The organism is Paenibacillus sp. 05T425 (assembly GCF_056396205.1).
Window position 1 is genome coordinate 1 of sequence record NZ_JBFTLA010000030.1, and the last position, 23964, is coordinate 23964.

Consider the following 23964-nt stretch of genomic DNA (forward strand, 5'->3'; position numbering starts at 1 on the left):
TCCCTTTCGAGCGATGAACGTGCGATTCGACAGTTGTTCCTTCGGTACAGGCAACGGTTCGCCTTCAAGTTCTACCGTTCCTCTAAACAGTCGCTGTCCGTTCAGCGCTCGACGAAAGGTTCCTTCGATTTGTACGGTGGCAGATTCGGMCTCTAAGGCATTCTCTGTGCCTAAACGGTATTTTACCCCTTCTAGTCTTATATCCACTTCACGCGGTAAGTACAGCCAAATACCAGCAGTTAAAGCAGTTAGTAAGAGTCCTAATCCGAGAAGCCAAACAACCTTCTTCTTCAACAAACTTCATCCCCTTCCAGCATCTAGAGTTGATTGTTTGAATAAGGGTCTCTCATTAAATAATCAAGTTATTTGTTAAACGTTTATAAAGGCGTGGAAGTTGCGTTATACTGCCCGTTACTTCAACGAACAACGGCAGCCAATTGTAAAGGTGGCTGCCGTCATGTCGTGAAGCTAGCGTTCCCCGATAGCGTAATGCTTAAATCCCCTAATCAACGTTTCTTTATATAATAAACTGTAACAAAAGCATCCTCATTAAAACCAAATTGCCTGCTTTCAATTACATAGCTTTCATTGAAAATGTCAATATCATCACCGGTTATTAAGGTAGGCAATKAAACTTTTGTTTCTTGTTCAAACAAACAATTATCGCCAACAAAGAAACGAGTTATAAAAAATTCGATTKGCGGAAACTCAGGTTCATGCTTTATGAACTTCAACATTTGTCACCTCATTTAAATTGCATTTACTTCGAAAACGGCGACTGACCGCCTCATTATCCATTGAACTATAATCTCCMATTCCCTCGTTTAGTTCGATGAATCGATGGTAATTGTTAATCTCCAATTGTAAAAAAAATCCTAAGCAATCTCCCATTTAAACGTTCAAACTCCTTCAAAAGATCAGCAGCATTATTCGAATATTTACTCTGAATGTAGAACCGGCTGCTGGTGTAAAAGAGGGAGAAGATCACTTCTCTCGAGACACTCGTCTCTTGTTGGATAGATTCCTTGTAGGCATCCAAGGTAGAATAGAGGAGCTCGATGAGATTGCGATCGATTACCGCGTTCCCATTCTCTGCTTGATTTCCCCTTAATGAAAGAATAAGGTCGGTACAGATGTCTTGCAGTTTTTTCTCCAAGTTCGGTTCCATGCCCTTCGCCTCCCTATTGGATTAACCTGTCATTTGTAGAGTCTCAACTAACGAACATCACCAGCGTCGGATGAATACACACCATCCCCCGTATTCACGCTAACTGCCCTTTAGCTTAATAAAAAAAGAGCTGCTGCTGCGACAGTCTGCTCCCGTGATTCGTTCAACTAATGTTCCCAGTTAGCGTAACGATTTTTTGACTGTGTATGTGAACGTGAACTAGACCTTTGGGTAATCAACTACTACAACATTTTCCAGCAGACCATCTAGTGATTTTACAAATTCCTGATGGACAGGATGAGGTCCATATGAACGAAGTGAAACAAGGCTATCGAATGTAACCCGTAATCCGAGCGTGTAGCCGTGTACATTTTCCTTTTCTTCAGTTACATTTATGCCTGCGCTTATATCGAGAATTCCGGGGATACGATCCTGAAACCCGAGCAATTGACCCAGCAGTTCCTGTTGCTTGGCAGGTGTGACATTAGTATTAAACTTGAAAACGACGAGATGTTCGTACATAGATTTTTACCCCCTATTATCATTTGATTATAGTGTTAAAGTATCGTTCTCCGTTAACGAAATGCATTTTATTTTTTAATATATGTAATGTCAAATCCCAAAGAGCATCGAATAACTCTTCTCTAGTCCATGCCGTATATACATCGCCGTTATGATATTGGACAGTCCATTTAAGCTCTTCTTTACCAAATCGGCCAATATACTCTGTTTCTATATAAATTCTCGATGCAGCTTATTTAACTCAAGCAAATCTAATATGTCTAAATTATTTAATGAATTAGTAATACTAGCTAAAGAACACCATTCACTTATGATCCCAAGCATTTCTGTTGGTATTCTATTCAAATCCTCTTCGATAATTTCTCTCTTCACGCTCTCACTCTCACAACTCTAAATTAACACTAGCGGAACAAGTAGCATTCCGTATCAATCAATGATACCATATATTGGAACTATCCTGCCCGTTAGTTCAATAAAACTTCCCTGCTGATCACCGACATCGAGATACCATACTCAATAATCTGTTTCCAGTGACATGCTCTTAAGGGCTGTATTGGGCATCGTACATATTGTCGGGAAAGTTACAAAGTTCTTGTCACCTATCGGGAATAGTTCTCTTGAAATCGGAAAGATGTGATCCACTCTCGTTAAATGCAGTTGGTAAATAACAAGTTAGATGATGCAGTTAAATGGATTGTTACGCGGTCAGACTCGCATCTTGTATTAATACGCTACAGATGGAGTGCGGCTAACATATGCATTTTCAATGTCGAAAATCCTGTCCTATCAGCTTATCTTTATTATCTTTCTTGATCTTAGTTTACTAGTTTTGTTGTACGGCGGCAGTGATTTGGTCGATCGGATACTTGAGCTGGCAGGGCGAACTCATCACACTCAGCGGTGGCGAAATCGGCGAGTTAACCGGCAAGATCTATGACACGGTAACCGGTATTCAGAAGGGTCAGCTGGAGGATACGCTCGGTTGGACGGTAAAGCTCGATTAATTTCCGCCAAAACGGCGGATKGGGCATTTGCTTTTCGTAAGCAAAAGTCCTCCTCTAGGTACCGCATCGTTCCATGATTACAATACTCGCAATAGCCCGTTTTTGTCGACTTTTGCGCCATTTGCAGCCCATCCCAAACCTATGTACGGTAAAGTTCCCGTTCCAAGCCTGCTGCGGGATTTTCCGAAACAACTTGCCATTACTTATGATACGGTTCATCGAGCTGTCTATATCGGCAATTTTTAAGATAATTATGGCAGGAATTAACAATTCATTGTCGAATGTTTAGAGAGGAAAAATGTTTGAGGAGGAAAATGAATGCCCACGAGTACATCCCGAATTATAATAAATGCACTTGCTGAGCGGGTTTGGGATACGATAACTAATCCTGAATGGGTCAAACAGTGGCAGTACGGCAGCGACCTTATAACCGATTGGCAAATCGGCAGCGGTATTCGTTTTCGAATGGAATGGGATGGCAATGTTTATGAACAGTGGGGCACGGTGCTAGAGTTTACACCTTTTCAGTGTCTCCGATACTCCCTCTTCGCTCCACGTCCCGGCTTGGAGGACAAACCCGAAAATTACTTCACGATGAGCTATTTCTTGAGTAAGGAAAGGGATGGCACCTTGCTGACGATTCAACAGATCGACAATCGGCCGGGCTCCGATAGCAGTGATGAGGAAAATGACGTGACTGAGGACGACGAACAATCAGTGCTATTAATACTTAAGCGACTAGTGGAATCCACCAATTGACGAGAGGAAACTCTGAATAGTTAGTGTTAATCTCGAAAACAAATATAAAGCCCAACAAAAACCATTGCACACTTTCGCATTGGTTTTTGTTGGGCTTTATTTCGGATTCAGTTTACATTTTAATGCCCCAGCTACGCACTCTAAGCAAGCTTTCAAGCTCTCTATTATAAACCTTGCCGTTACTTGTGGTAAGGTTCACCGCGTGCGCTCTTAAACTTTTCTGCCCTTTACTTCAATAGAAGCATCAACTGATCCTTAATCAGCTGACGCTTTGCTGTTCTGAACTATCATCTCTCGGTTGCATTGCGAAGGGCTGCCATGCGGCAGGCCTTCGAGGCGGGGAAATCCTTCAATAACCTGCTTCAGTTAAATGATGAGTTGAGATCTGATAATCCCTATTTACAAACCGATGGTCGGTTTTTATAATAAGAATAATAACACTAATCAATCGTTAAAAGAACACGGAGGGAATACTTTGAAACATGAGGAACGTAGGCAGCAAACAACTAGGCTGCTGCTTGATTCGATCAAAGAGCTGATACGGGAAAAAGGGTGTCACTCTGTCACTATGAAGGACATCATGGAAAAATCGGGATTGTCAAAAGGCGCTATCTTCCATTACGTGAAGAGCAAGGATGAGATCTTTGCCTGGGTGCTCCAGGAGCGGCTCGAAGAGACAAACGATCATTTTATGAACGCAGTGGAACAAGGTGAAAAGACGCTCGATGGACCCATGCAAAAGATCATTGACAGTCTTTCCGTGTTGGAAGATGCTCAGGACGTAACGAACAAGGTGCTGATATATTTACTTGGAAAGGAAGATCAACCTATCGTCGCGGAAACTCTCAATCAGTATTATGAGCGGTCTGTTCATTTATCCAAGCAATGGATATTGACCGGCCAACTGCACGGGGTTATTTCGGAATCGATTGATACGGATAAAACAGCCGAAATGTTCGTCCTGCTAACACTCGGATTGCGCGTCCGATCCTCTATTCCTTTAGCTTCGGTTTCTTTCAATACCCAAGATTATTCGTCGTTTATGGTCAATATTTTAAAATCCCGATAAATAGAGATAGAAAGGAAGAATGTATCATGAACTTGTGGTTAACGTTGCATCTAGTTGGAGTCGTGGTATTCGTAGGAAATATCATTATTGCAGCATTTTGGAAAGTTCGTGCGGATTTGTCGAAAAACCCGGCCGTCATTCACAGCACGGTAAAAACGTCATGCTTGCCGATTATCCCGTCGTGATCTGGTTAGGCATTCTCATTCCACTGCAGCGCGGAATGATCCTCCAAAGCGTTCAATGCATAGAAAGTGGGAACATCTCCAATGAATAACATCAAGCTTCCCGCTATTGGGTCATCTTCGGAATTCCCGCGACATCGCTGCCGATCATCATATTATTTCTCATGATAACGAAAAGCTTCTAAACGGAGGGATAAAATGGCACCTTTATTTGCGCTTGTTGTTTCGTTTCTGCTGTTCTGGGTTCTTGGGCTGTTCGGCTGGTCTTATTTCGACAATTGGCATTCTCCGCTTCAGGGAGCAGTGGCCGTCATGCTGCTGCTTACTGCTTCTGCCCACTGGGGAAAAAGACGGCCTGATCTCATTCGGATGATCCCGGTTGCTTTTCCAAAGCCGAATTGGATTGTGACGGCCACCGGGTGGCTGGAAATTGCGGGTGCCTTCGGCATTCTGTTCCCCGCTACCTCCCACGCGGCTTCCATCTGTTTGGCGGTTCTACTCGTGACCATGTTTCCAGCCAATGTAAGGGCAGCCCGGGAAGGATTAACTATCGGTGGAAGACCTACACCTAAACTGCTTGTCCGTACATTGCTGCAGCTCGTGTTTATCGCAGCGGTCCTCTTAGCGGGTTAAGTGTGTGGCTTGTTCATGTAGATCCGTTAATTAACGATACAATTGATTTACAAAGGCAACTTGAACTCACGAAGCCTTTCCTTTATAACCGAACACGTCAAAGTAAGTATGGCTCATCGTTACTAAACTATCCTGCCATTTTGTTCAATGAAAAAAGTGAGCAGCGCCACGGCGGACTGCTCACATTAAGTTGTTGAACTATCGCCTCCCGTTAGTTGAACCCCAGTTATGTCTTCATCGATCCCATCTTTGTTCGATTTTATACTTCTCTTTTATAAAATTTCAATCCAGCTGCTGTTACCATTTCAATACCCGTCATCGTATCAAGCTGAAAGCCTCGATAAGTATCGCCATCGGCAGAGATTTTGACTTGCCTTCTTAGTGGAAAACCAATTGTTGTTAAGGCTTCCTCTGACATGTTGATCACATATTATTCTCTTCTTATTTAAAGAGAATCTATCATTTTATTGACTCGAATATCAATTAATTCAGAGTTTTCGTTAAAACCAAAATAAATTCTTACATCTGCTACAAAAAAATATAGATTCAATTTACTACGATAATCTCCAGCATGAACCGAAATGTGTTTTTCACCTACAGTTTCCCAACTATAGTAACCTGGATAACCATATGTATAACTTATTTTGATATCAGACCATCCTTTCTTATTATTTGCAAAATGAATAGCTTCGTCCAAAGGGGTCCCCATTGGAATTTGAGTCAACATCTTTTCTCTTATGGTTTCTTCTGATCGAGTTAATGGATTAAAAATGACTCTCATACCCTCAATAAGTATAATAGCAATTAAAATTAGAACTAATACTAATATCGTCTTTTTATCGTATTCACCACCCTTTGTCTTTTGAATCATAAACTGCAGTTTGCCATGTACTCTATACTAAGGGTATCGTTTCCCGTTAGCTGAAAAAGCCTGCAGGATCTCGCCGGCAGGCTGAGTAATTAACCGGGTTGTCGCGATCTGAATGAGATCCATAAGACCGATGAATTCCCGGATCGGCTGTCGTCTATATAAACGAAGGCATAAATGAATACAAACTAATTTGACGAAGAGGTGTTTTGAAAATGGCATTAACGTCCGCATTCACGAGCTTCAACCTGCCTGTAAAAAACGTAGAACAATCGAAAGCGTTCTTCACCGGACTCGGATTCGAGCTCAACCCGCAATTCCCCGAGAACGAGATTTCGGTAGCCATCGTGATCGGCGACAACCTGCAGGTCATGCTGATCAATCAAGCATTCTTTAATACGCTCACGGAGAAGGAATTCGTCGATACGAGCAAGTATGCGCAGATGACGATCGCATTGGCCTTCGAGAGCCGGGAAAAAGTCGATCAAATCGTGAATACCGCGGTCTCCTTGGGTGGGAAATTGCACGCTGAACCTGAAGATCATGGGTTCATGTATCATTGGGGCTTCGTAGACTTGGACGGCCATCTGTGGGCCATTAACTACATGAACATGGATGCGGCACAAGGTTAAGGCTAACGGAGAGCACGCTCGTACTAGGTTTCAAAAAGAAAGACGCCGGGCTTCTTCCCCGGCGTCTTCTTCGCGATGATTAGTTTTGTTCGCTATAGGCTTTGAAATTGTCCATGATTGCTTGCCAGCCTGCTTGCTGGAACTCGACGGGATTGGAGCTTTCCGCGTCGAACGTTTCAATGACCTTCGTCTCATTCCCTTGATCGACGAAAGCAATATCCACTCTTCTTCCGTCTTCCATGGTGTAGCCGATCGCCTCATGCCGATTCACGACATCGTAGACGCCGCCAAAATCAAAGCCCATGCTGCCATCCTTCGCTTCCATCCGTGTCAGAAACTTGCCGCCGATCCGCGGATCGTTTTCGGCTCTCGGCGCATGCCAGTCCTCGGACGCTTGATTCCACTTCGTGATGTGATCCGGCTCGGTCCAATAGCGCCATACCTTCTCGATAGGGGCTTGAATGACGGCCTGCACGGTTACTTTCGTCGGTTGACTCGTTTCCATTTTAAATAGACACCTCTCTCATGATATTCGTTGTTTGTTTATTCTCAATGTTATAGACGTAAGTCAATGACGAAATTCATTGGTCAATACGCTCAGGCAGCCCAAATCGCGAAAATAATGGCGTATGAATAAAGTTTTGAACGTGTAGGATTTGATTTTCTTTGGTTTCGATGACGTGGATGCCCCAGGGTACCAAGCCAGAGCCCTCTTTGCCCGGCATATACTGGGCCAACGCTGGATAACCGCCATTCACCGTAATCGGCACAAATCGCGAACCTTCGCAATGCCAGCGAGTAAGCGAGTAGAAGGCGGACAAATCTTCCTTGCCGCGGATCCACATCTCGAAGGGCGGCATCGACATGCAGCCTTCCTCGTGGAACAACGCGACGAGCGCAGCAATATCGAATTGCTCGAAGGCCTCCACATACCGGGACAGCAGCTGCTGCTCCGGTAGATCGACCATGCTGCTGAGCTCATCCGAGCGAAGCTGCGCCCGGTCCATCGTCTCTCGGGCTCTTTGCAAGGCGCTGTTCACCGCTGCCGGCGACATCGCCAACGTTTCCGCGATCTGCTTGGAGGACCATTCAAATACATCCTTCAAAATGAGTACCGCGCGCTGCCGCGGAGGCAAGGTCTGCAGGAGAGCGATGAAGCAAAGTTGAAGGGTATCTCTGCGGACGAGCCGATCCTCCGGATTGCCCCCAAAGTCGGGAGACGGCCAGATCCAGGCAGAGTCCGGCAGCGTGTCGCGCGGCTCGACGATGGCGGCGGCCGGGTCGAACAGGTCAACGGGAAGCGCGCGGCGTTTGGATTGTCTCAGCTTGTCCAAGCACAGGTTGGAGGCAATCCGATAGACCCAAGTTTTGAACGAGGAATCCTGTCTGAACGTGCTCCAGCTCTGCCAGACCCGAATACTCGTCTCCTGAACGGCATCATCCGCATCGTCCATGGAGCCTAGCATTCGGTAACAGAACGAGGTTAAGCCCGGCTTCAAGCTTGCAAATAATGGTTCGTCAAATGCGGTCTCGTTCATCGCGGCCTCCTTTTGTCCAGTATCTTTTTTTGCATGGAACCATTTTTACATCGGCAGCAGGGTCATATTCCCATTCATCTATGCTAATCCATTCTTTCTTCAATTGATTAACTTTGGTAGTGACTTTTTGCTCGATATACACATGAATATCGGCCCCCATATTATTCCCCTGCCTTTCATTTAAACAATTCACTAATCCACTTATTTTAACACATATTGGAACTATCCTGCCCTTTAGTTTAATGAAAAAAGTGAGCAAGGCCACGGCGGACTGCTCACTTTATGTTGTTGAATTATCGTTTCCAGTTAGCTCAACGAGGTACGAGATTGTTTCCAGAAATGATACGAGCCACTTCTGAAGGTTTCTAGCTCAACTCTTGGAAACTCTGCCTACCCCGCCGGCGTATTGAGTGCCTCCCGATTGTCCCCTCCCCTCTCCCGCATAATCGCGTTTTGCAGGAAGCATCGGGTAAGCCGAAATAACTGGATTATATTTTTTATTCAAGGTTTTCCTAAGTATCACTAACAGAGTGCGGTGAGTGAACAGAACCACCGGCACTCTGGTTTTTAGTGCTCAGAAAAGGGTAGGAATCGGAGGACACGATACGGCATCGATGAATCGCGGATCTATACCATAGAAGTACCAGTATGATCCGCTCCATCTATATCCTGCCACACCGTCCATATCGACATATGTCGGATAAAACCAGAAGTTCTCGCCAGACCTAAGCCAAACATAGGTGTACTGGTAAAAGCAGTCGACGATATAAGAAACAGCGGGTTTCGGCGGGATGAATGCGGGAGGAGGAGACTGCGGCGGTTGTCTCATGGGTCCTTTATTTCGCATATGAGCCATAACATCACTCCTAGCGGAAGATATTCATGATTTTACATGAAAGTGTACCTTATACTACGTAGGTGAATAGCTACTTGACTGTACGCATGTCTAATCATAACCATCTTGCATGGTCAACCGCTGCAATTTCTGTCCTCAAACTTAAACTCCACGGAATAGCTGTTATTATGTCCTTCCCGTTAGCTGAACAAAAAGGCAGCCGATCATATTTAGCCGGCTGCCACGGTGTTGTATTCAGCTATCGTTCTCCGTTAGCGGAATCCCCCGGAGGCTTACCGCCGTCATCAGCATTCGGCTGTTGCTGCCGGAGCTTGATCAATTGTTCATACCGTTCGCGGATCTTCGGTATTGCCCCCTCGCTTAACTTTTCGAGCCTCTCAGTTGACAGACGATCGAGTTCCTCTTTCTGCTCAGGGCTGACCTTGTATACTTTCTTCGTTATGACCTCACTTGTTTCATACACCGTTTTCGGTTTCTCTAGATCCTGTTTCTCCTTGTCCATGTTTAAACTCCCCCTTTACTCAATGAAAACGGCAGCCGTCCATCTGCCGCTTTCTCATTAAGTTCCCCGTTAGTTGAATGACAAGTGCCTATCTTTTTTCTCTAATCCATTGTTTGAATTTAGTTTCCCTCCATGCAACCCAGCCAATTGGCAGATCAGCAAGTTGGACTAAACTCGGGTCAATGTCTATTACTTCTTTCAACCCCAGTATGCATGCGTCTGATTCACTCATATCTCCACCATCGAGAAACTGCCACATTCCATCATCGTCGTCATGGAACACATATAGTATAGGGCTTTGTCTATTCATAATTTTATGGGTGATAATAACAGCTACATTCTCGGAATCTTCAAATGGCCAAGATATTGCCATAAATACATAACCTCCAGACATATTTAGGCAACAAAGATAGGGTTCAGCTGATATAGCAAGCTTCTCTTTGTTTGTCAGTCTCCAGTTAGCTGAATAAATTTTATTCAAGGTAATCAACTAGACTAACCTTATTCGATTCTAGATAACTAAACAAAAGTTCTATAAAAATGGCAGCGGATTATCTATTCCACTGCCATTTTTTATTGCGATGAGTCGTTGGGATACAGCTTAAGACCGTTCATAACATAGGGACGAACAATGTTTAAAAGCAAATCGGTCCGATCAATTTTCCCAACTGTTAACCAATGAAGTGTTGCGCCATAAATTGCTGAGCCTGTCATGGCCGAAATGATCTCTGTATGGTAATGGTCTGCTCTATAGAAGTTACCCCCTTTCAATAAAATACTTACGATTGTCTGCTGCAACATTTTTTTTATTTTTTCATCTACAATCGTAGCCATCGATTTGGAATCCATTCTGCATATCTGATAAAAATCTATGATGTAGAGGTGTGTGAGCAAGATCAGTTGATCACATATTTCATCTGTAAGTTCAAGTGCATCCATCACTTCGTTTGGAATCATCTCGCGAAAAGTCTGTTCTGTGATCTCTTCCAGCAAAGCATACTTATCTACGTAATGGGCATAGAAGGTAGCTCGGTTAATAGTAGCCCTCTGTGCGATATCGTTTATGGTTATTGAATCAAATCCTTTACTCCGTAGCAATTCTCTGAATGCTTCCCTTATTAACTGCCGTGTGCGCAAAACCCTTGGATCTTGCTGATTTACCATATCCCTGCCCCCAGATTAAACATCAATTATCAGAATGTGTTGCCTATGCAACTTTCCACATAATCTGCCGGTTGAATTCATACGAATGCGATACTAATATCTTATCTAACAGTTGTTGCTTAAGCAATCTGTGATAATTAACCTGAAAGGAAGGATCATCAATGAACACCAAAAAACAAAATAGACTTTTAATAATTGGCGCGGGTGTGATTGGTAGTGTATACGCGCTCCGATTTGCACAGTACGGGCTGGACGTCACTATACTGGCACGAGGAAAGAGACTGGATACGCTGAAAAGGAACGGACTAGTATACAACCATAATGGAACCATAAAGAAAATATCGATAAACACGATCGAAAAGCTCGATAACGACGACATTTATGATTTCATTTTCGTTCCTGTACGATATGATCAGGCCGAATCTGCCCTGTCTACAATTAAAAATAATAAGAGCGAAACCATTGTCACCTTGACTAACACCATCGAATACGACAGCTGGCTTGAAATCGTGGGAGAGCGGTTACTCCCAGGATTCCCAGGTGCAGGTGGAGACATCAAAGAGGGTATTCTGCACGCACAATTCGGTTCCGAGAAACATCAAGGAACCATTTTCGGTGAAGTTAATGGACTGAGAACCGAAAGAGTAAAGGAGCTTGCCAAAATATTCGAATTGGTAGATTTGCATTATGAAATACAGAATGACATTCAAGCATTCCATGTTTCGCATGCTGCGTTGGCTATTGTAAACAAGCATTTCTATACAAAAGACGGTATGGTGGGTATAGAGACAGCAAGAAGTGAAAGCGTGCTGAGGAAGATAGCCGTAGATATTAAACAAAACATTCGTCTGGTAGAACAAGCCGGAATTCCAGTAATCCCACCCGAAACGAAGACACTGGGAGATTTGCCTGACAGCGACATCATTACATGGTACCGACAGATGCTAAGCAATGACTTTTTAATTGATGTAAAACTTGGGGATCATGCCGTCAGCCAAAAAGCCGAAATTATGTTATTGGATGAGGTGTTTCAAAAAAAGTTCGAAAATGACATCACCATATGCCCCTCATCTTAATTTACATTGAGCTAAACCCACTTTATTATATTGTTTTTCATCAATAAAAACGGAAGCGGATCTCTGATGATCTGCTGCCGCTTTATTGTTGTAAACTAATGTTCTCCGATAGCTTAATGACTAGGCGACTATTGCTATCGCACTTCTCAATGATGTTTACCACTAATCACTTTCTCCACTATTATTTGTTGTCCTCTTATAGAGCCTATCGGTAAATCTAATTAAGAAATGTATTATTGTAATAAGAGCGACGCAAGCGCGAACCTGGAGCCCGTCACCGTTAAAGGTTTTGCCATGACCAACTGCTTAGCCAATGCCATCCCTCCTGCTCATATACATAATCGAAGGTATTGCCTAACGTATCGTAATAACGGGACCGAATATCCGGACTCTTGCTTTCGCCGAAGGGTTTTAAATGCCCAATCAACTCGATCCCTTTCACTTCTTGTCCATTCTGGGAAAGATGAACGCGTTGTATCAAAAAGTGCCCACTTTCCATCCACTCGTAGGTTACCGTTCCTTCTGCTCCGCCGCTAATTTGCCAAGTACCGACTAGTCGGTCAAGCGTCTGAAGATTCGACATCCTCTCATTCTCCTTATCGTTCGGAATTCACTACGGCTTTTGCTACGACATCAGGAGCCATGATAACCGCGGAATGATCTTGACCGGCGAGCGAATGAGCAGCAGCCTTTGGTAGAAGCTCGACAAGCGCGCGTGCAGCGTCATGGAAAAGCGGTTCGCTGTTTTCACCTGTCATAATCAAAGTAGGAACGGTAACGTTCCATCTGCCAGCTGGCAACGGGTTCCCGGATTGCGTCGTTCCCATAATCATGCCATCGTAAGCTAGCGTATGCGCCAGGGACTCCATCTTGTTCCAAGAAGGATCGGCTTTCATATAGCCGATGTATTCTCCGGGAATGCCCAGAGCCTCGGATGCGAAATATTCGACTGCTTCTGATCGTTTTTCGGCTTTGATTAGCGCATTCAAATGCTCGACGTAGTCATCAGTCACAGGCTTACGGCTGTCGTTAATAATGAACGGCGGTTCAAACAAGAAGAGCTTCGCGACCGAATTTCCTAACAAGTTCGCGGTTTCAAGCGCCAATGCGGCTCCGGACGAGCTTCCGAACAAGCAAGCTTGTCCTCCGGCAGCTGCAATTAATGCCTCAATGTCTTCCACTTCCCGAGCGGCTGCGTAAGGCGCGGTATCCGTACTTTGTCCCCGCCCGCGACGATCGTAATTGTATACGGTGAAGTTGGCCGACAATTGCTCGGCTAACGGTGAAGCATCCTGATGATCGGCCGCCGCCGATGAAATTAAGATGAGGGCAGGACCGCTCCCTTGTTTCGTATAAGCAATCTGTGTCCCATCTTTTGAAATAACGGTTTCCATCGTATTCTTACCTCCCATTAAGGTTTCTAAGTATTCTTCCAGTCGATCATAGGCATCGGTAAATCCTTCAATCATGCCCATCGCGTCCGCGTTGTCCAATTGTTCGTTGGTAGCAAATCGCGTCACGATGCTAATCCGCGTTCCTCCGCTCTTCTCCTCGAATAACACGGTCGTGTACATTTCGCTATCCGAAACGATATTCCAATCGTTGTCGGCAAAAGTGTCTATGTACACCAGTTTGCCCGGTGCCTCTACTACCTCATATGTGGCTCTGCAATAAGCCGCCTCGCCGCTATTGTCATCCGCTTGGAGACTATACCGCCACACACCGCCAGGCCGCACGTCCATTTCATACACGGTTGTCGTCCAGCCCTTTGGCCCCACCATTTTGTAATATGTCTAGGCTCTGTCCAGCCTTCCCATGTCAACTGCACAGGCATCGCAACATTACGCTCCACAGTGAGTTCTCTGCGCTCGCGATTTTTACGAATGGTTGTTTGTCTTTTCATCTGCAGTCATCCTTTTTAATTGGTTTTCAAGGGAATCCAGCCTCTTGTTCCAGTGTTGTGATCATTCAGCATGTAACTCGCGATAAACTGTTGATACCAGTCATAAGTCCTCCTTCTTCTTGTAGTCCAGCATATACTCCTCGAAGTTGTCGAGACGCTCTTCCCATAGAATGCTGAAGGAATCAAACCATTCATCCAGCTCCTGGAACGGTCCGGCTTCGAGGCTGTATATTCGCAGCTGTGCTTTGCTGCGCGAGCGTACCATCCCTGCCTCGCTCAAGATGCGCAAATGACGGGATACTTGCGGCTGGCTGATGCCTAGCGCTTGGACGATTTCTCCTACCGATTTGGGCCCATTCCTTAGCAACTCCACGATGTTGAATCGATTGGGTTCGGCRAGAGTAAGTAACGTTAACTGCATGGTTGCTGATTTCATGAACTAAATATATACCAAAGTGTATATACATGTAAATATATATTAAATTGATTGAAATTTCACTTTCAAGACAATTACACAAGGCTCAGGAAAGCTAATCATCAAGATCATTGGATGGATGTGTCCACCAAGGGGTAGCAGACTGGACGTCCATTTCCGCTCATAGGATCATTTCAAGTCGGTTTTCGCTTGCGGTTAACCGTATAAGTTCTTGTCCCGCACATTGGACAAGAACTTATATCCTTATATCAAAAAAGCCGCGATATACACGGCTCCTTATGATTATATGTTCTTGTCCTCCGACAGATAAAGTTTTATACCTTTATTCAATATTTTTCGCGTAACAAAGCTCCTCTCCTGCCCCGTTCGTCAACAAAAACGCAGCCGAATGTAATTCGCTGGCCGCTGTCGTCTTGCATGATTATGAACACTTTGAACATCGCTTCGGCGAAATCAGGCTAATTCTGCAGATATGCACCATGCTCCTGCGTCCATGTCCACATGGCGGAGAATATGGGCTGAAGCGCCTTGCCGCTCTCGGTAAGATCATATTCAACATGCAGCGGCACGCCTGGGTAGATCGTACGTGTAACAATCCCCTTCTCTTCCAGTAGTCGAAGGCGGTCGGTCAACGTCTTCGGACTAATTGACTGCAGCTTGCGGCGAAGCTCCCCAAAGCGCTTCGTCCCGTTAAACAACTCAAACAAAACAAGCAGCATCCATTTGCTATCGAGTATTTCTAATATCGGCTCAACCTTACCCGGGCAAGTCTCATCCATCTTCATCGTCAGTATCACTCCATAGTTCATTTTTTGAAACTATTGCACATTAATGTAACTACTATTCAAATGTACCATAGTTCCATTATGATGTGAGTCAGGAAATGAAAAAAGATGGAAGCCTCACTGAAAGGAGGAATAACCATGAATCGACCGTTTGAAGTAGACCCTGTTGAGTACCCATTCAAAGATCACTGGCTATCCTACCGAGACGGACACATCCACTACATTGACGAAGGGCAAGGACCGACCGTTCTTCTCCTGCACGGAAATCCGACGTGGTCGTATCTCTATCGAAATGTGATCAAAGAGCTTAGAGGAGAGTTCCGTCTAGTCGCCCCGGATTACCCGGGATTCGGCATGTCGAAAGCCCCTGCCGGTTATGGATTTACGCCTCAGGAGCATTCGGAAGCCATATATGAGCTCATTCGCCAATTAGATCTGAAGGATTTAATAGTAGTGGTGCAGGATTGGGGCGGTCCGATTGGCCTCCACTATGCGGTGCGGCATCGAAGCAACTTGCGAGGCATAGTCGTGATGAATACTTGGGCCTGGCCTGCCAGGATTTTGCCCATGAGATTATTCTCGCTCGTTATGGGAGGATGGCCATTCGGCTATTGGCTACAGACTAGGCGCAACTTCTTCGCCAAGGTGATTGTGCCAAGCGGAATCTTTCATACCGACAAAGTGACGGACCAATTACGGAAAGCGTATACCGATCCGTTCCAGACCCCAAAGTCCAGAATTCCGACATGGATGTTTCCCCGGCAGATTCGCAAGGCGCGGGCATGGCTCAGCGATACGGAATCGAAGCTGTCTAATCTGTCAGATTTGCCTGCGCGCATTCTGTGGGGAACGAAGGACAGCGCCGGCTTTCCGCTCGGGCAGATGAACAAATGGCAATCCTATTTGCCACTGAACGAAACAGAGATTCTGGATGACGCCTCGCATTATCTTCAAGAGGATCGTCCGGACCGGGTAGCAGCAGCAATTCGAGGATTATAAAACCAAGGAGGAATATTCTTATGAAAACTATTCTATGGGCAACTCTAACTTCAAATGGAAATTATGCGCAATCAGGACCTGAGAACCCGCCGAAGAAGGAAGCGTTGAACGACTTTGCGACACATGTCAAAATGACTGGGAATTTCATTGTAGGACGCCGGACATTCGAAGCTATGCGTGGAAACGGCGGACCCGGTCCTTTCGCGGACATTGACATCGTCGTCGTTTCGAAGAATACATGGGATATCGAAGGCGTAACAGTCGTAAGATCGCCGCAGGAAGCCTTGGCGTACCTTCAGCAAAAGGGGCATACAACTGCTCTCATCAGCGGCGGCGCGGATATTCACAATTCGTTCCTAAGCGAAGATTTGGTTGACGAAGTCATATTCAATGTAGCTCCAGTCATGGAAGGCAAGGGCTTGAACCTATTAATCGACCAAGACAACTACCGCTTCAAGCAAGTGCGGTTAATGGATTGCAAGACAATTGGCGGAGACGTAGTCCAACTCCGTTATGCGATTGAAAGATAGCAATTGAAGAAAGATCAGCTTTCTCATAAAAGAGACGGCTGCTCTTTCTGTTATATTGGATGTATCGAATATTTTGATTTAAACGGACGGATGGTATCGGTTCTTTATTATGCTATCGTTTCACGTTAGCTTAACGAAACAGATTAATATTCTAGTCGACATTGGTCCATGTTCTTAACCTTTTCAGCTATGGAGTTAAGTTCTTGCCCTTGGTCGGAAAAACTAGTTTCTCATTCTTTGAACCAAAAACTGCGCTGGTTGCTTCTATGAAAGATAACATGATTGGTGAAAGCCACTTGTCTTTATGCCACAACATCTGTGTATATACCTGCAAGTCCGGAATTTGCCATGGGAGGACTACAAGTTCTCCGCGTTCAACTTCCGATTCCGCGACGATCTCAGGAAGAAAGGCAATACCGATTCCTGAAATTGCACATTGTTTAATGGCTTCAGCACTTTGAAACTCTAAATATGTAATGCTATCAATTCCCTCTTTCTCAAATGATCGATCAAACATAGTTCGATAAGGACAACCCTTTTCATTCGTCAGGAATACTTCTCCGTGAAAATCTTCCAACTGAAGCTCAGTTCGTTTGGCGAGTGGGTGATCTGGAGCAGCTAACAATCGGAAATGTTCTTCCAGCAGAGGTTCCACGGAAAGTCCACTCGAGCGAATGGGTTCATCCAACATATAAACAATATCCGTGGTTCCCTCAAAGAGCGTTTGCTTGAGCTCTTGATTCGGAACTGATCGGAAGATTAGTCGAACTCCCGGATGCTGCGAACGAAACCGTTGGAAGACAGGTGGAAGCCGGTAGGAGCAAATAACCTCATTCGCACTTATCGTTAAGGTACCACTTAGTTTTTCATTATCATGGACAGCACTACGAGCTTCGTCCATTTTTTCAAGAACGCCTTGGGCGTGTGTTAAAAAGCGTTTACCCGCGGTTGTGAGCGCGAGTTGCTTGCCCAACCGATCAAAGAGGCGAACACCTAGCTCATCTTCCAATGCTTTAATTTGCATCGTGACGTTGGAAGGAACGTAGCTCAGCACTTCTGCTGCCCGCGTGAAATTCAATGTTGTTGCAACCGTACAAAACGTATTCAGTTGACGCAATTCCATCCGATGCTCCCCCTTCATCTTTCAATTTTATTGAATGCTATCTTGAATTCTATTCACTTTTATTGAGAGTATCACAGCTCTATACTGAGCACAAGAGATCACAGTGAACATGTGGTTTTTCATTTTGAAGGGAGCGACTATACGATGGACTATGAAATTTTTAATTTGGGTGATGTACTCTTACAATCAGGAGCGACGTTACCAAATGCTTTTCTTGCTTATAAAACATACGGGAAATTAAATGAACAGAAGGATAATGTTATTGTCTATCCAACGGCTTTTGGGGATCAGCATGTTCAGAATGAATGGCTCATTGGCAGCGGGATGGCACTCGATCCAGAGAAATATTTTATTATCGTTCCCAATTTGCTGGGCAATGGGCTATCTTCCTCTCCCAGTAACACGCCTCCTCCATTTGATCGGGCTAACTTTCCACAGGTAACCATCTATGATAACGTTCGATTCCAGCACCAAATGCTGACCGAAAAATTCGGTATTCAAAAGATTGCTCTCGTCGTCGGGTGGTCGATGGGCGGCATTCAGGCATTTCAATGGGGGGCAAGTTACCCGGAGATGGTCGAACGAATCGCACCTTTCGGAGGCATCGCCAAACCTTGGCCTCACACATATGTAGTGCTGGAAGGTGTAAAAGCCTCACTGCTATCTGCAGTCGGCTTCGACTCAAGTAAATTAAACCAACTAAGTTCTACAGACATGCGTGCCGTTGGTCGGGTGTATGCGGGATGGGGACTATCACATGCGTTTTATAGAGAAGAGCTTTACCGTGAGATGGGATTTGACACATTGGAGGATTTTGTAGCTGGTGTCTGGGAAGATAGCTTTATAAATATGGATCCTCATAATGTTCTGGCAATGTTATGGACAGGCCAACATGCAGATATCAGTGCAAACCCCTCCTATAACGGAGACTTTGATAAAGCACTTCAGAGCATAAAAGCTCTTGCCTGTATCATGCCGGGAAGCACGGATCTCTTCTGCACAGCGGACGATAATGAATACGAAGCTAAGCGTATACCTAATGCTGTCTTGAAACCAATCCAATCGATCTGGGGCCATTTTGCCGGTCGTGGAATCAACTGTGCCGATAATCAATTTATTGATGACAATCTAAAACGCTTGTTGTCTCTTAGCACTAAAGAATAGATCGTCACTTGCATTGGATGTCTGTCAGGCCTAGCAAGATTCCCTGTTCTTTAGCCCGGTTATATCTCTCATGAATTCATAACCTAACCGATCGGATTTGAGGTCACCAGAACTTACTGGTTCGACCTCTCTTTTCTGCGATCGTACTTCCTTTAACGAATTCAGTGAACTCTGAAGACTGTAGCACGTCTTTAATCTTAAAAGTTAAACTTATTTTTTTATCGTTCGCATACCTGAAGTATATTCACATAATTCATCTATCCTGCCCGTTAGCTTAATATATCGCGCATTTTCGGGATTCACGGGGCTGTAAAGAAGTTCTTGTCCTAATACGGCTTTGTATAGATGTTGTTGTCGTCTGACAGCCTCCTCCTTCTCTCAACTCGACACACATAACTCCGACTAATTTTCGAATTCCCCGCTGCCCTTGCTCGTCCCCACCGAGCAACAGCACGGTTCAGCAAATCGGTTAAGGATATAAGTTCTTGTCCTCGAGTTTGGACAAGAACTTATATCCTTAAAGCAAAAAAACCGCGATTTACGCGGCTTCTAATGCATATATGTTCTTGTCCTCTGACAAAAGATACTCTTGTATATTATACTGGAGAAACGGTGAAACAACCTCTCCGTTTCCACCTCGGGTTAGTATCCCTTTCTTTCTATTTTGCCAGCCACAATTTGTGGACGATCGGATTATTCGAACTATACTTGTTTTTGTTGACGGAGGCGTTTGGCGATTTCAAGTATGTCCGTTCTTTTCGGCAAGAAAGAGCGATTGGGCCCATTCCGGTGCATTTTCCATCATGTCCATCCTCTCTTAATTACTCAACCAATTCTTATTTTCCTTGGATGAATTAATCACATACCCCTTGAAGATGCCTTGCTCCACTCGCTATCTCGCCCGTTTGGATAATCATTAACTTATTAATTTGAGGAAAATATTGGATATATCATAACTTTTGCGCTACTCTAAACATATGCCCATTTATATCACGGAAGGTAAATTCTCTTACTCCCCACGGTTTTTGTTCAATTTCATGTACAATGTCCACCGCTTTGCTACGATACAAAGCATAAATTTCGTCAACGTTTTGTACAAAGAAATAGGAGTGAACTCTGTATGTTGTGAACGATTGTTGTACATCTAGATGAAGCTCAACCTCACCGCACTGTATTGCTGCATATCCATTGTCACTCCAAATCCAAGCCACTTCAAACCCAAGCAAGTCCCGATAAAATACAATTGATTCCTCCATATTACGTACTGGTAAAATTGGGATTTGACATTGAATATACTCCATATAATTTACCTGCCTTCCACCGAATGGTTCTTATTTCAACTATATAACAATGAAGTTATTCGATGATTCTTCGCCATTTCCTCTATGCTCATCGCTCCATTTCAGCCCGTTAACTTAAAGTCGATTCGTCAGTTTAGTTAATAACGAATGGTAACGCTAGGGTCCCTGCCTTCATATGCCTTACGGTCAGTCATCGCCTCGCTTGTCGCGTAGCATGCGTAAAATAGGAATTAACTGACAAACGGCAGCCGATTGGCTGCCGTTTAGTAATTGAACTAACGTTCGCCGTTAGCTTAAAGCTTATTTGTACACTCCTGATCTTTTAGTTTAGATCTTGTTATCTAAGGAATTTTATTTGATGCACCATATGGATTGTTCATTTCTTGCTGTTTTAAATGCTCCCCAACTGGGACAAGCGTATTTTAATTTGTAAATGTCTCCATAGTCTCATGGGGAATCCTCTTCTTTATATGCGCTCATTGATTTTGATCAACAATTTCTTTAAKATTTGCTTCTCCTCGTCAGTAAGGGCTTGAACGATTTCATCCTCTACCTTTTGGAATGAGTCATTAAAGCCTTCAATCAACTCAATCGCTTTTGGCAATACATATATATTTTTTTGCCGTTCATTATTGGCCGGGATTTTGCGCTCAATGAACCCTTTTTGCTCTAGACCTTGAAGCATGCTTGTAATACTGGCCCCACGCACATGAAACCGATCTGCAAGGTCCTTTTGAATAATATGATTATCTTGGTTCTCGTAAATATAGTCGATTACTTTTCCTTGTTGAGCGTTTAACCCTAGTTCCTTTATACTCTCGTCCGCTCTTTTCTTTAATTTAAGACCGATAATCTGAAACAAATCCAAATAAGGCGTATCCTTTCGGGATTGCATGATCGTCCCTCCTGAAATTGTTAGAAAGCTAATTGTAAGCAACTAAACTATACAGTGATCCTACACGCATGTCAAACAACTTAGTTTATTGACAGTTAGAATCCTAACAGTTATACTTCGAATTGTTATAAACAAACACATTGGAGGAATTTCAAATGGAGAAGATAACTCATAATGCTGCGTTAGAACAAGTTACGGCGATTACAAATGTACGTATTTTTGATGGAGAACAAATTATTGCGTCAAGACATGTTGTCATCAAGGGGGAGTCCATTATTGCAGTGGGCGGAGACCTTCCGGCCGATGCAACGATTATCGATGGGGAAAATGCGACTTTAATGCCCGGTCTGATTGATGCACATGTCCACACCTCAATCGGAGGATTACGAGATGCCTTAAAATTCGGCGTTACGACAGAACTCGAAATGAACGGCGATTTTACGAAAAGAGGACGCGAGATCCAGTTAAAAAATGTGGATGACGTTGCAGACGTCCGTTCTGCCGGCACAGCAATCACCGCTCCGGGCGGACACCCAGATGAATTGCTGCCGGAAGGAGATGAAATACCAGAATTCGTATTAAAGGAGCTAGAGAAGTTATCGGAGGAAGACCGGGAAGCGATGTTGGCCGCATACGCTCACGATCACGACGAAATACCGCAAGTGACGACGGTGGAAGAAGCGATTAAACATGTGCATACTCAAGTGGAGAATGGTGCCGACTATATTAAGATCATGATTGAAGAAGGAACTGTCATGGGTGCACCCGGCCTGCCTGTTCTAAGCGACGAGATTCTAAAAACAGCCGTGACAGAAGCCCACAAGTTCGATAAGCTGGTCATCGCCCACGTCTTGACGGCTCTTTCATCGCAAGCAGCCATCGATTTTGGAGTCGACGGTTTGGGCCACTTGTTTATCGACAGACCCGAGTACACGTCCGAGTTGGTGAAATCCATAGCGGATTCAGGCGCTTTTGTTACACCGTGCTTGGTGTTGAACTCATCGATTGTTGGGAAACCGGCATCGGAATTGGCGAATGATCCGCGTGTTCATTCCAAATTAAGTCCAGATTGGATCGGTATTTTGAACTCAAGCTTCAATACGTTCCCGCAAGGCAATATGGAGAACAGCTTTAAGAATGTGATGGATCTTCACCGTGCCGGAGTTGATATTCTGGTAGGGACGGATGTTGCGCCGGTTCCCGTTCCGAACCTTGGCGGCCTTGCTCACGGAGCAAGCGTCCACCACGAAATGCAGTTGCTGGTGAAGGCCGGGTTCACTCCGATTGAAGCTCTTCAGTCGGCTACTTCCAAACCGGCCCGTTGCTATGGTCTTCACGATCGTGGCCGTATTACCGAAGGTGCGCGCGCTGACCTTATTCTCGTAAACGGTGATCCGACAACCAATATCTCGGATACCTTGTCGATCACATCCGTGTGGTTCAATGGTTCGCAGCAACTAGTTTAATCGGGTTCGATCTCCCTGTACAATGTCGTCAATGCGAATGATGAGCGAACCGGAGATGATGATGCCGTTGCTGATCGTAAAATCGTCAAGAAGAGGGACTGCAGACTAGTCCCTCTTCGACTTTAATCTATTAATCCAAATCCTCCTGTCAGGAACGACAGCCAGATCAACGTTCCTCCAGATACAATCTAATCCGTTTTATTCCCATTGGATTATCAATCTAGTCATTGTTTAAATTTTACTACATTTTGGAACTATCCTGCCCGTTAGTTGAACGGCGGCGGAATTATAAATGGAGCCCGCCGCCATTGAAAACTTAAAAGAATCGTCGATAAAGCTCTCTCCGACGTTCGCCGCGGAGCTGTGCGTAAATTTGAGTGATCGATGCTTTCTCATGTCCGAGCATACCTTGGATGAAATCTAAGTGGGCACCGTTATCAAGGAGCTGGCACGCATAAGTATGTCGAAAGCGATGCGGGTATACGTTCGCTTCAATTTCTCCCCGATCTGCAAGCCGTTTTAAGGCCCATCTAATCGTAGGTATGGCCATTCGTTTTGTTGGATGCGTATCGGTAACAAATAAGGCTTTGCAGGAGTCCTCACGGCTAGCCAGTTACTTCTTTAACCATACTTTGCACTCTGTCGTAAAGTAAACTTCTCTTTGCTTCGATCCCTTGCCATTAACGATTGCTGAGCAGTTCTCCCAGTTCAGATCCTCGATGTTGATCTTCTGCACCTCTCTAACCCGGCAGCCGGTGCTGTAGAGAAACTCCAGCAGCGCTCTTTCCCTGAAAGAGATCTTTAAGTGTATGACGTCTTCCTTAATCAAAACCTTTGGAATGCGTTTATCTAATTTCGGTTCTCTTAATTTTAAAGAAGGATTTGAAGTCAGATACGTCTCTTTATAAGCGTAACGGAAAAGAGAACGAACAAACCGAATTCGATGACCCAGGCTGCTTGGCTTCAAACGATCAGCTTGTTTTGCCAAGTACTCCTTCAGCATGGTTAACGTTACCTCTGTGATATCGAGATTATCAAGCTCTTGCATCAACATTTTGTGCTGAAGGGCGTATGCTTTTAAAGTTCTATTACTGAATCCTTGAATGCGCTTGTCAGCTTCATACACCCTCCACAGCTCACTTAATTTCATAACAAAACCTCCCTTTAGAAGCTATTAAATCTAGTTTGCTTCTTAGGAGAGGTTTTAATAATCAGCAGGGGCGTGTTCAACTAGCGTCTCCCGTTAGAATTCCTGTAAAACGAATAATTTGGAGTTTGAACAAAAACGAGCGCCTCGTTACGATGGGATTATGCAACGGGTCAAAAGCCCTTTTAATCCACATCAGGAGGTCGCTCTATCATGAAGTTTAAGGCACAAGACAAGCAAAA

29 protein-coding genes and 1 pseudogene are annotated in these 23964 nt (G+C 44.5%); 11 read left to right on the top strand and 19 right to left on the bottom strand.

Features of this window, described 5'->3' with window-relative positions:
* From AC1DF0_RS31500 to AC1DF0_RS31510, 3 genes are all read right to left on the bottom strand, one after another.
* Positions 1–294: hypothetical protein (locus tag AC1DF0_RS31500; RefSeq protein ID WP_477577459.1), on the bottom strand; the 294-nt coding region annotated here is incomplete at its 3' end.
* A gap of 556 nt (positions 295–850) precedes the next feature.
* Entirely contained in the window at positions 851–1168 is a 318-nt protein-coding gene (locus AC1DF0_RS31505; protein WP_477577461.1) for a hypothetical protein, read from the bottom strand.
* Positions 1169–1387: 219 nt separating this feature from the next.
* Positions 1388–1690: a Dabb family protein gene (locus tag AC1DF0_RS31510; protein ID WP_442052874.1), complete on the bottom strand. Its 303-nt coding sequence runs from the start codon at positions 1688–1690 to the stop codon at positions 1388–1390.
* Positions 1691–2535: 845 nt separating this feature from the next.
* Between AC1DF0_RS31510 and AC1DF0_RS31515 the strand changes: the two genes are divergently transcribed.
* The 5 genes from AC1DF0_RS31515 to AC1DF0_RS31535 all read left to right on the top strand — a co-directional run bounded on the left by AC1DF0_RS31515 (position 2536) and on the right by AC1DF0_RS31535 (position 5337).
* On the top strand, positions 2536–2694 hold the full coding sequence (locus AC1DF0_RS31515) for a hypothetical protein (protein ID WP_442052876.1): 159 nt from the start codon (positions 2536–2538) through the stop codon (positions 2692–2694).
* A 318-nt stretch (positions 2695–3012) separates the two neighbouring features.
* Positions 3013–3453 (top strand): SRPBCC family protein, encoded by a 441-nt coding sequence (locus tag AC1DF0_RS31520; RefSeq protein WP_442052877.1) that lies wholly within the window; start codon positions 3013–3015, stop codon positions 3451–3453.
* Positions 3454–3928: 475 nt separating this feature from the next.
* Positions 3929–4522 (top strand): TetR/AcrR family transcriptional regulator, encoded by a 594-nt coding sequence (locus tag AC1DF0_RS31525; protein ID WP_442052878.1) that lies wholly within the window; start codon positions 3929–3931, stop codon positions 4520–4522.
* 26 nt (positions 4523–4548) lie between these two features.
* Positions 4549–4707, top strand: a complete 159-nt coding sequence (locus AC1DF0_RS31530) for a hypothetical protein (protein ID WP_442052879.1) — start codon at positions 4549–4551, stop codon at positions 4705–4707.
* Between the two features lie 195 nt (positions 4708–4902).
* Positions 4903–5337, top strand: a complete 435-nt coding sequence (locus tag AC1DF0_RS31535) for a DoxX family protein (RefSeq protein ID WP_442052880.1) — start codon at positions 4903–4905, stop codon at positions 5335–5337.
* A gap of 259 nt (positions 5338–5596) precedes the next feature.
* Here the strand turns inward: AC1DF0_RS31535 and AC1DF0_RS31540 are convergent, their stop codons facing one another.
* Both AC1DF0_RS31540 and AC1DF0_RS31545 read right to left on the bottom strand, forming a co-directional pair.
* Positions 5597–5764, bottom strand: a complete 168-nt coding sequence (locus AC1DF0_RS31540) for a hypothetical protein (protein WP_477577464.1) — start codon at positions 5762–5764, stop codon at positions 5597–5599.
* A gap of 18 nt (positions 5765–5782) precedes the next feature.
* The gene (locus AC1DF0_RS31545) at positions 5783–6208 is read right to left on the bottom strand and encodes a hypothetical protein (protein ID WP_477577466.1); all 426 of its coding nucleotides are present in this window, start codon (positions 6206–6208) and stop codon (positions 5783–5785) included.
* 212 nt (positions 6209–6420) lie between these two features.
* Here AC1DF0_RS31545 and AC1DF0_RS31550 point away from each other — a divergent pair, with 212 nt between their 5' ends.
* Positions 6421–6837, top strand: a complete 417-nt coding sequence (locus AC1DF0_RS31550) for a VOC family protein (protein WP_442052881.1) — start codon at positions 6421–6423, stop codon at positions 6835–6837.
* A gap of 79 nt (positions 6838–6916) precedes the next feature.
* On the opposite strand, the gene AC1DF0_RS31555 is transcribed toward AC1DF0_RS31550, so the two are convergent.
* The 6 genes from AC1DF0_RS31555 to AC1DF0_RS31580 form a co-directional block, all read right to left on the bottom strand.
* Positions 6917–7342: an SRPBCC family protein gene (locus AC1DF0_RS31555; protein ID WP_442052882.1), complete on the bottom strand. Its 426-nt coding sequence runs from the start codon at positions 7340–7342 to the stop codon at positions 6917–6919.
* Between the two features lie 76 nt (positions 7343–7418).
* Positions 7419–8375, bottom strand: coding sequence for a sigma-70 family RNA polymerase sigma factor (locus AC1DF0_RS31560; protein ID WP_477577468.1), 957 nt, complete (start codon positions 8373–8375; stop codon positions 7419–7421).
* Positions 8356–8535, bottom strand: coding sequence for a hypothetical protein (locus AC1DF0_RS31565; RefSeq protein WP_442052884.1), 180 nt, complete (start codon positions 8533–8535; stop codon positions 8356–8358). The genes AC1DF0_RS31560 and AC1DF0_RS31565 overlap by 20 nt, the downstream gene beginning before the upstream one ends.
* A gap of 934 nt (positions 8536–9469) precedes the next feature.
* Entirely contained in the window at positions 9470–9733 is a 264-nt protein-coding gene (locus AC1DF0_RS31570; protein WP_442052885.1) for a hypothetical protein, read from the bottom strand.
* Between the two features lie 88 nt (positions 9734–9821).
* Positions 9822–10106 carry a hypothetical protein gene (locus AC1DF0_RS31575; protein ID WP_477577471.1) on the bottom strand — a complete coding sequence of 95 codons (285 nt, stop codon included), beginning with the start codon at positions 10104–10106 and terminating at the stop codon, positions 9822–9824.
* Between the two features lie 200 nt (positions 10107–10306).
* The gene (locus AC1DF0_RS31580) at positions 10307–10897 is read right to left on the bottom strand and encodes a TetR/AcrR family transcriptional regulator (protein ID WP_477577473.1); all 591 of its coding nucleotides are present in this window, start codon (positions 10895–10897) and stop codon (positions 10307–10309) included.
* Positions 10898–11058: 161 nt separating this feature from the next.
* Here AC1DF0_RS31580 and AC1DF0_RS31585 point away from each other — a divergent pair, with 161 nt between their 5' ends.
* The gene (locus AC1DF0_RS31585) at positions 11059–11973 is read left to right on the top strand and encodes a ketopantoate reductase family protein (RefSeq protein WP_477577475.1); all 915 of its coding nucleotides are present in this window, start codon (positions 11059–11061) and stop codon (positions 11971–11973) included.
* A 280-nt stretch (positions 11974–12253) separates the two neighbouring features.
* Here the strand turns inward: AC1DF0_RS31585 and AC1DF0_RS31590 are convergent, their stop codons facing one another.
* The 4 genes from AC1DF0_RS31590 to AC1DF0_RS31605 all read right to left on the bottom strand — a co-directional run bounded on the left by AC1DF0_RS31590 (position 12254) and on the right by AC1DF0_RS31605 (position 15097).
* Positions 12254–12556, bottom strand: coding sequence for a hypothetical protein (locus AC1DF0_RS31590; RefSeq protein ID WP_477577477.1), 303 nt, complete (start codon positions 12554–12556; stop codon positions 12254–12256).
* A gap of 13 nt (positions 12557–12569) precedes the next feature.
* Positions 12570–13754, bottom strand: a complete 1185-nt coding sequence (locus AC1DF0_RS31595) for an alpha/beta fold hydrolase (protein WP_477577479.1) — start codon at positions 13752–13754, stop codon at positions 12570–12572.
* A 222-nt stretch (positions 13755–13976) separates the two neighbouring features.
* Positions 13977–14297, bottom strand: a complete 321-nt coding sequence (locus AC1DF0_RS31600) for an ArsR/SmtB family transcription factor (protein ID WP_477577481.1) — start codon at positions 14295–14297, stop codon at positions 13977–13979.
* 473 nt (positions 14298–14770) lie between these two features.
* Positions 14771–15097, bottom strand: a complete 327-nt coding sequence (locus AC1DF0_RS31605) for a winged helix-turn-helix transcriptional regulator (protein WP_442052890.1) — start codon at positions 15095–15097, stop codon at positions 14771–14773.
* A gap of 138 nt (positions 15098–15235) precedes the next feature.
* Here AC1DF0_RS31605 and AC1DF0_RS31610 point away from each other — a divergent pair, with 138 nt between their 5' ends.
* Positions 15236–16096, top strand: a complete 861-nt coding sequence (locus AC1DF0_RS31610) for an alpha/beta fold hydrolase (RefSeq protein ID WP_477577484.1) — start codon at positions 15236–15238, stop codon at positions 16094–16096.
* Positions 16097–16116: 20 nt separating this feature from the next.
* The gene (locus AC1DF0_RS31615) at positions 16117–16626 is read left to right on the top strand and encodes a dihydrofolate reductase family protein (RefSeq protein WP_442052892.1); all 510 of its coding nucleotides are present in this window, start codon (positions 16117–16119) and stop codon (positions 16624–16626) included.
* A gap of 187 nt (positions 16627–16813) precedes the next feature.
* On the opposite strand, the gene AC1DF0_RS31620 is transcribed toward AC1DF0_RS31615, so the two are convergent.
* On the bottom strand, positions 16814–17749 hold the full coding sequence (locus AC1DF0_RS31620; protein WP_477577486.1) for a LysR family transcriptional regulator: 936 nt from the start codon (positions 17747–17749) through the stop codon (positions 16814–16816).
* A 144-nt stretch (positions 17750–17893) separates the two neighbouring features.
* Here AC1DF0_RS31620 and AC1DF0_RS31625 point away from each other — a divergent pair, with 144 nt between their 5' ends.
* The gene (locus AC1DF0_RS31625; RefSeq protein WP_477577488.1) at positions 17894–18913 is read left to right on the top strand and encodes an alpha/beta fold hydrolase; all 1020 of its coding nucleotides are present in this window, start codon (positions 17894–17896) and stop codon (positions 18911–18913) included.
* A gap of 950 nt (positions 18914–19863) precedes the next feature.
* On the opposite strand, the gene AC1DF0_RS31630 is transcribed toward AC1DF0_RS31625, so the two are convergent.
* Positions 19864–20214, bottom strand: coding sequence for a bleomycin resistance protein (locus AC1DF0_RS31630; protein ID WP_442052895.1), 351 nt, complete (start codon positions 20212–20214; stop codon positions 19864–19866).
* A 466-nt stretch (positions 20215–20680) separates the two neighbouring features.
* Positions 20681–21109, bottom strand: coding sequence for a MarR family winged helix-turn-helix transcriptional regulator (locus AC1DF0_RS31635; protein ID WP_442052896.1), 429 nt, complete (start codon positions 21107–21109; stop codon positions 20681–20683).
* Positions 21110–21264: 155 nt separating this feature from the next.
* On the opposite strand from AC1DF0_RS31635, the gene AC1DF0_RS31640 reads away from it, so the two are divergent.
* Complete coding sequence (locus AC1DF0_RS31640) at positions 21265–22575, top strand: amidohydrolase family protein (protein WP_477577491.1); 1311 nt, start codon at positions 21265–21267, stop codon at positions 22573–22575.
* Between the two features lie 316 nt (positions 22576–22891).
* On the opposite strand, the pseudogene AC1DF0_RS31645 reads toward AC1DF0_RS31640, so the two are convergent.
* Positions 22892–23725: pseudogene (locus AC1DF0_RS31645) on the bottom strand (tyrosine-type recombinase/integrase).
* Positions 23726–23964 lie beyond the last annotated feature (239 nt).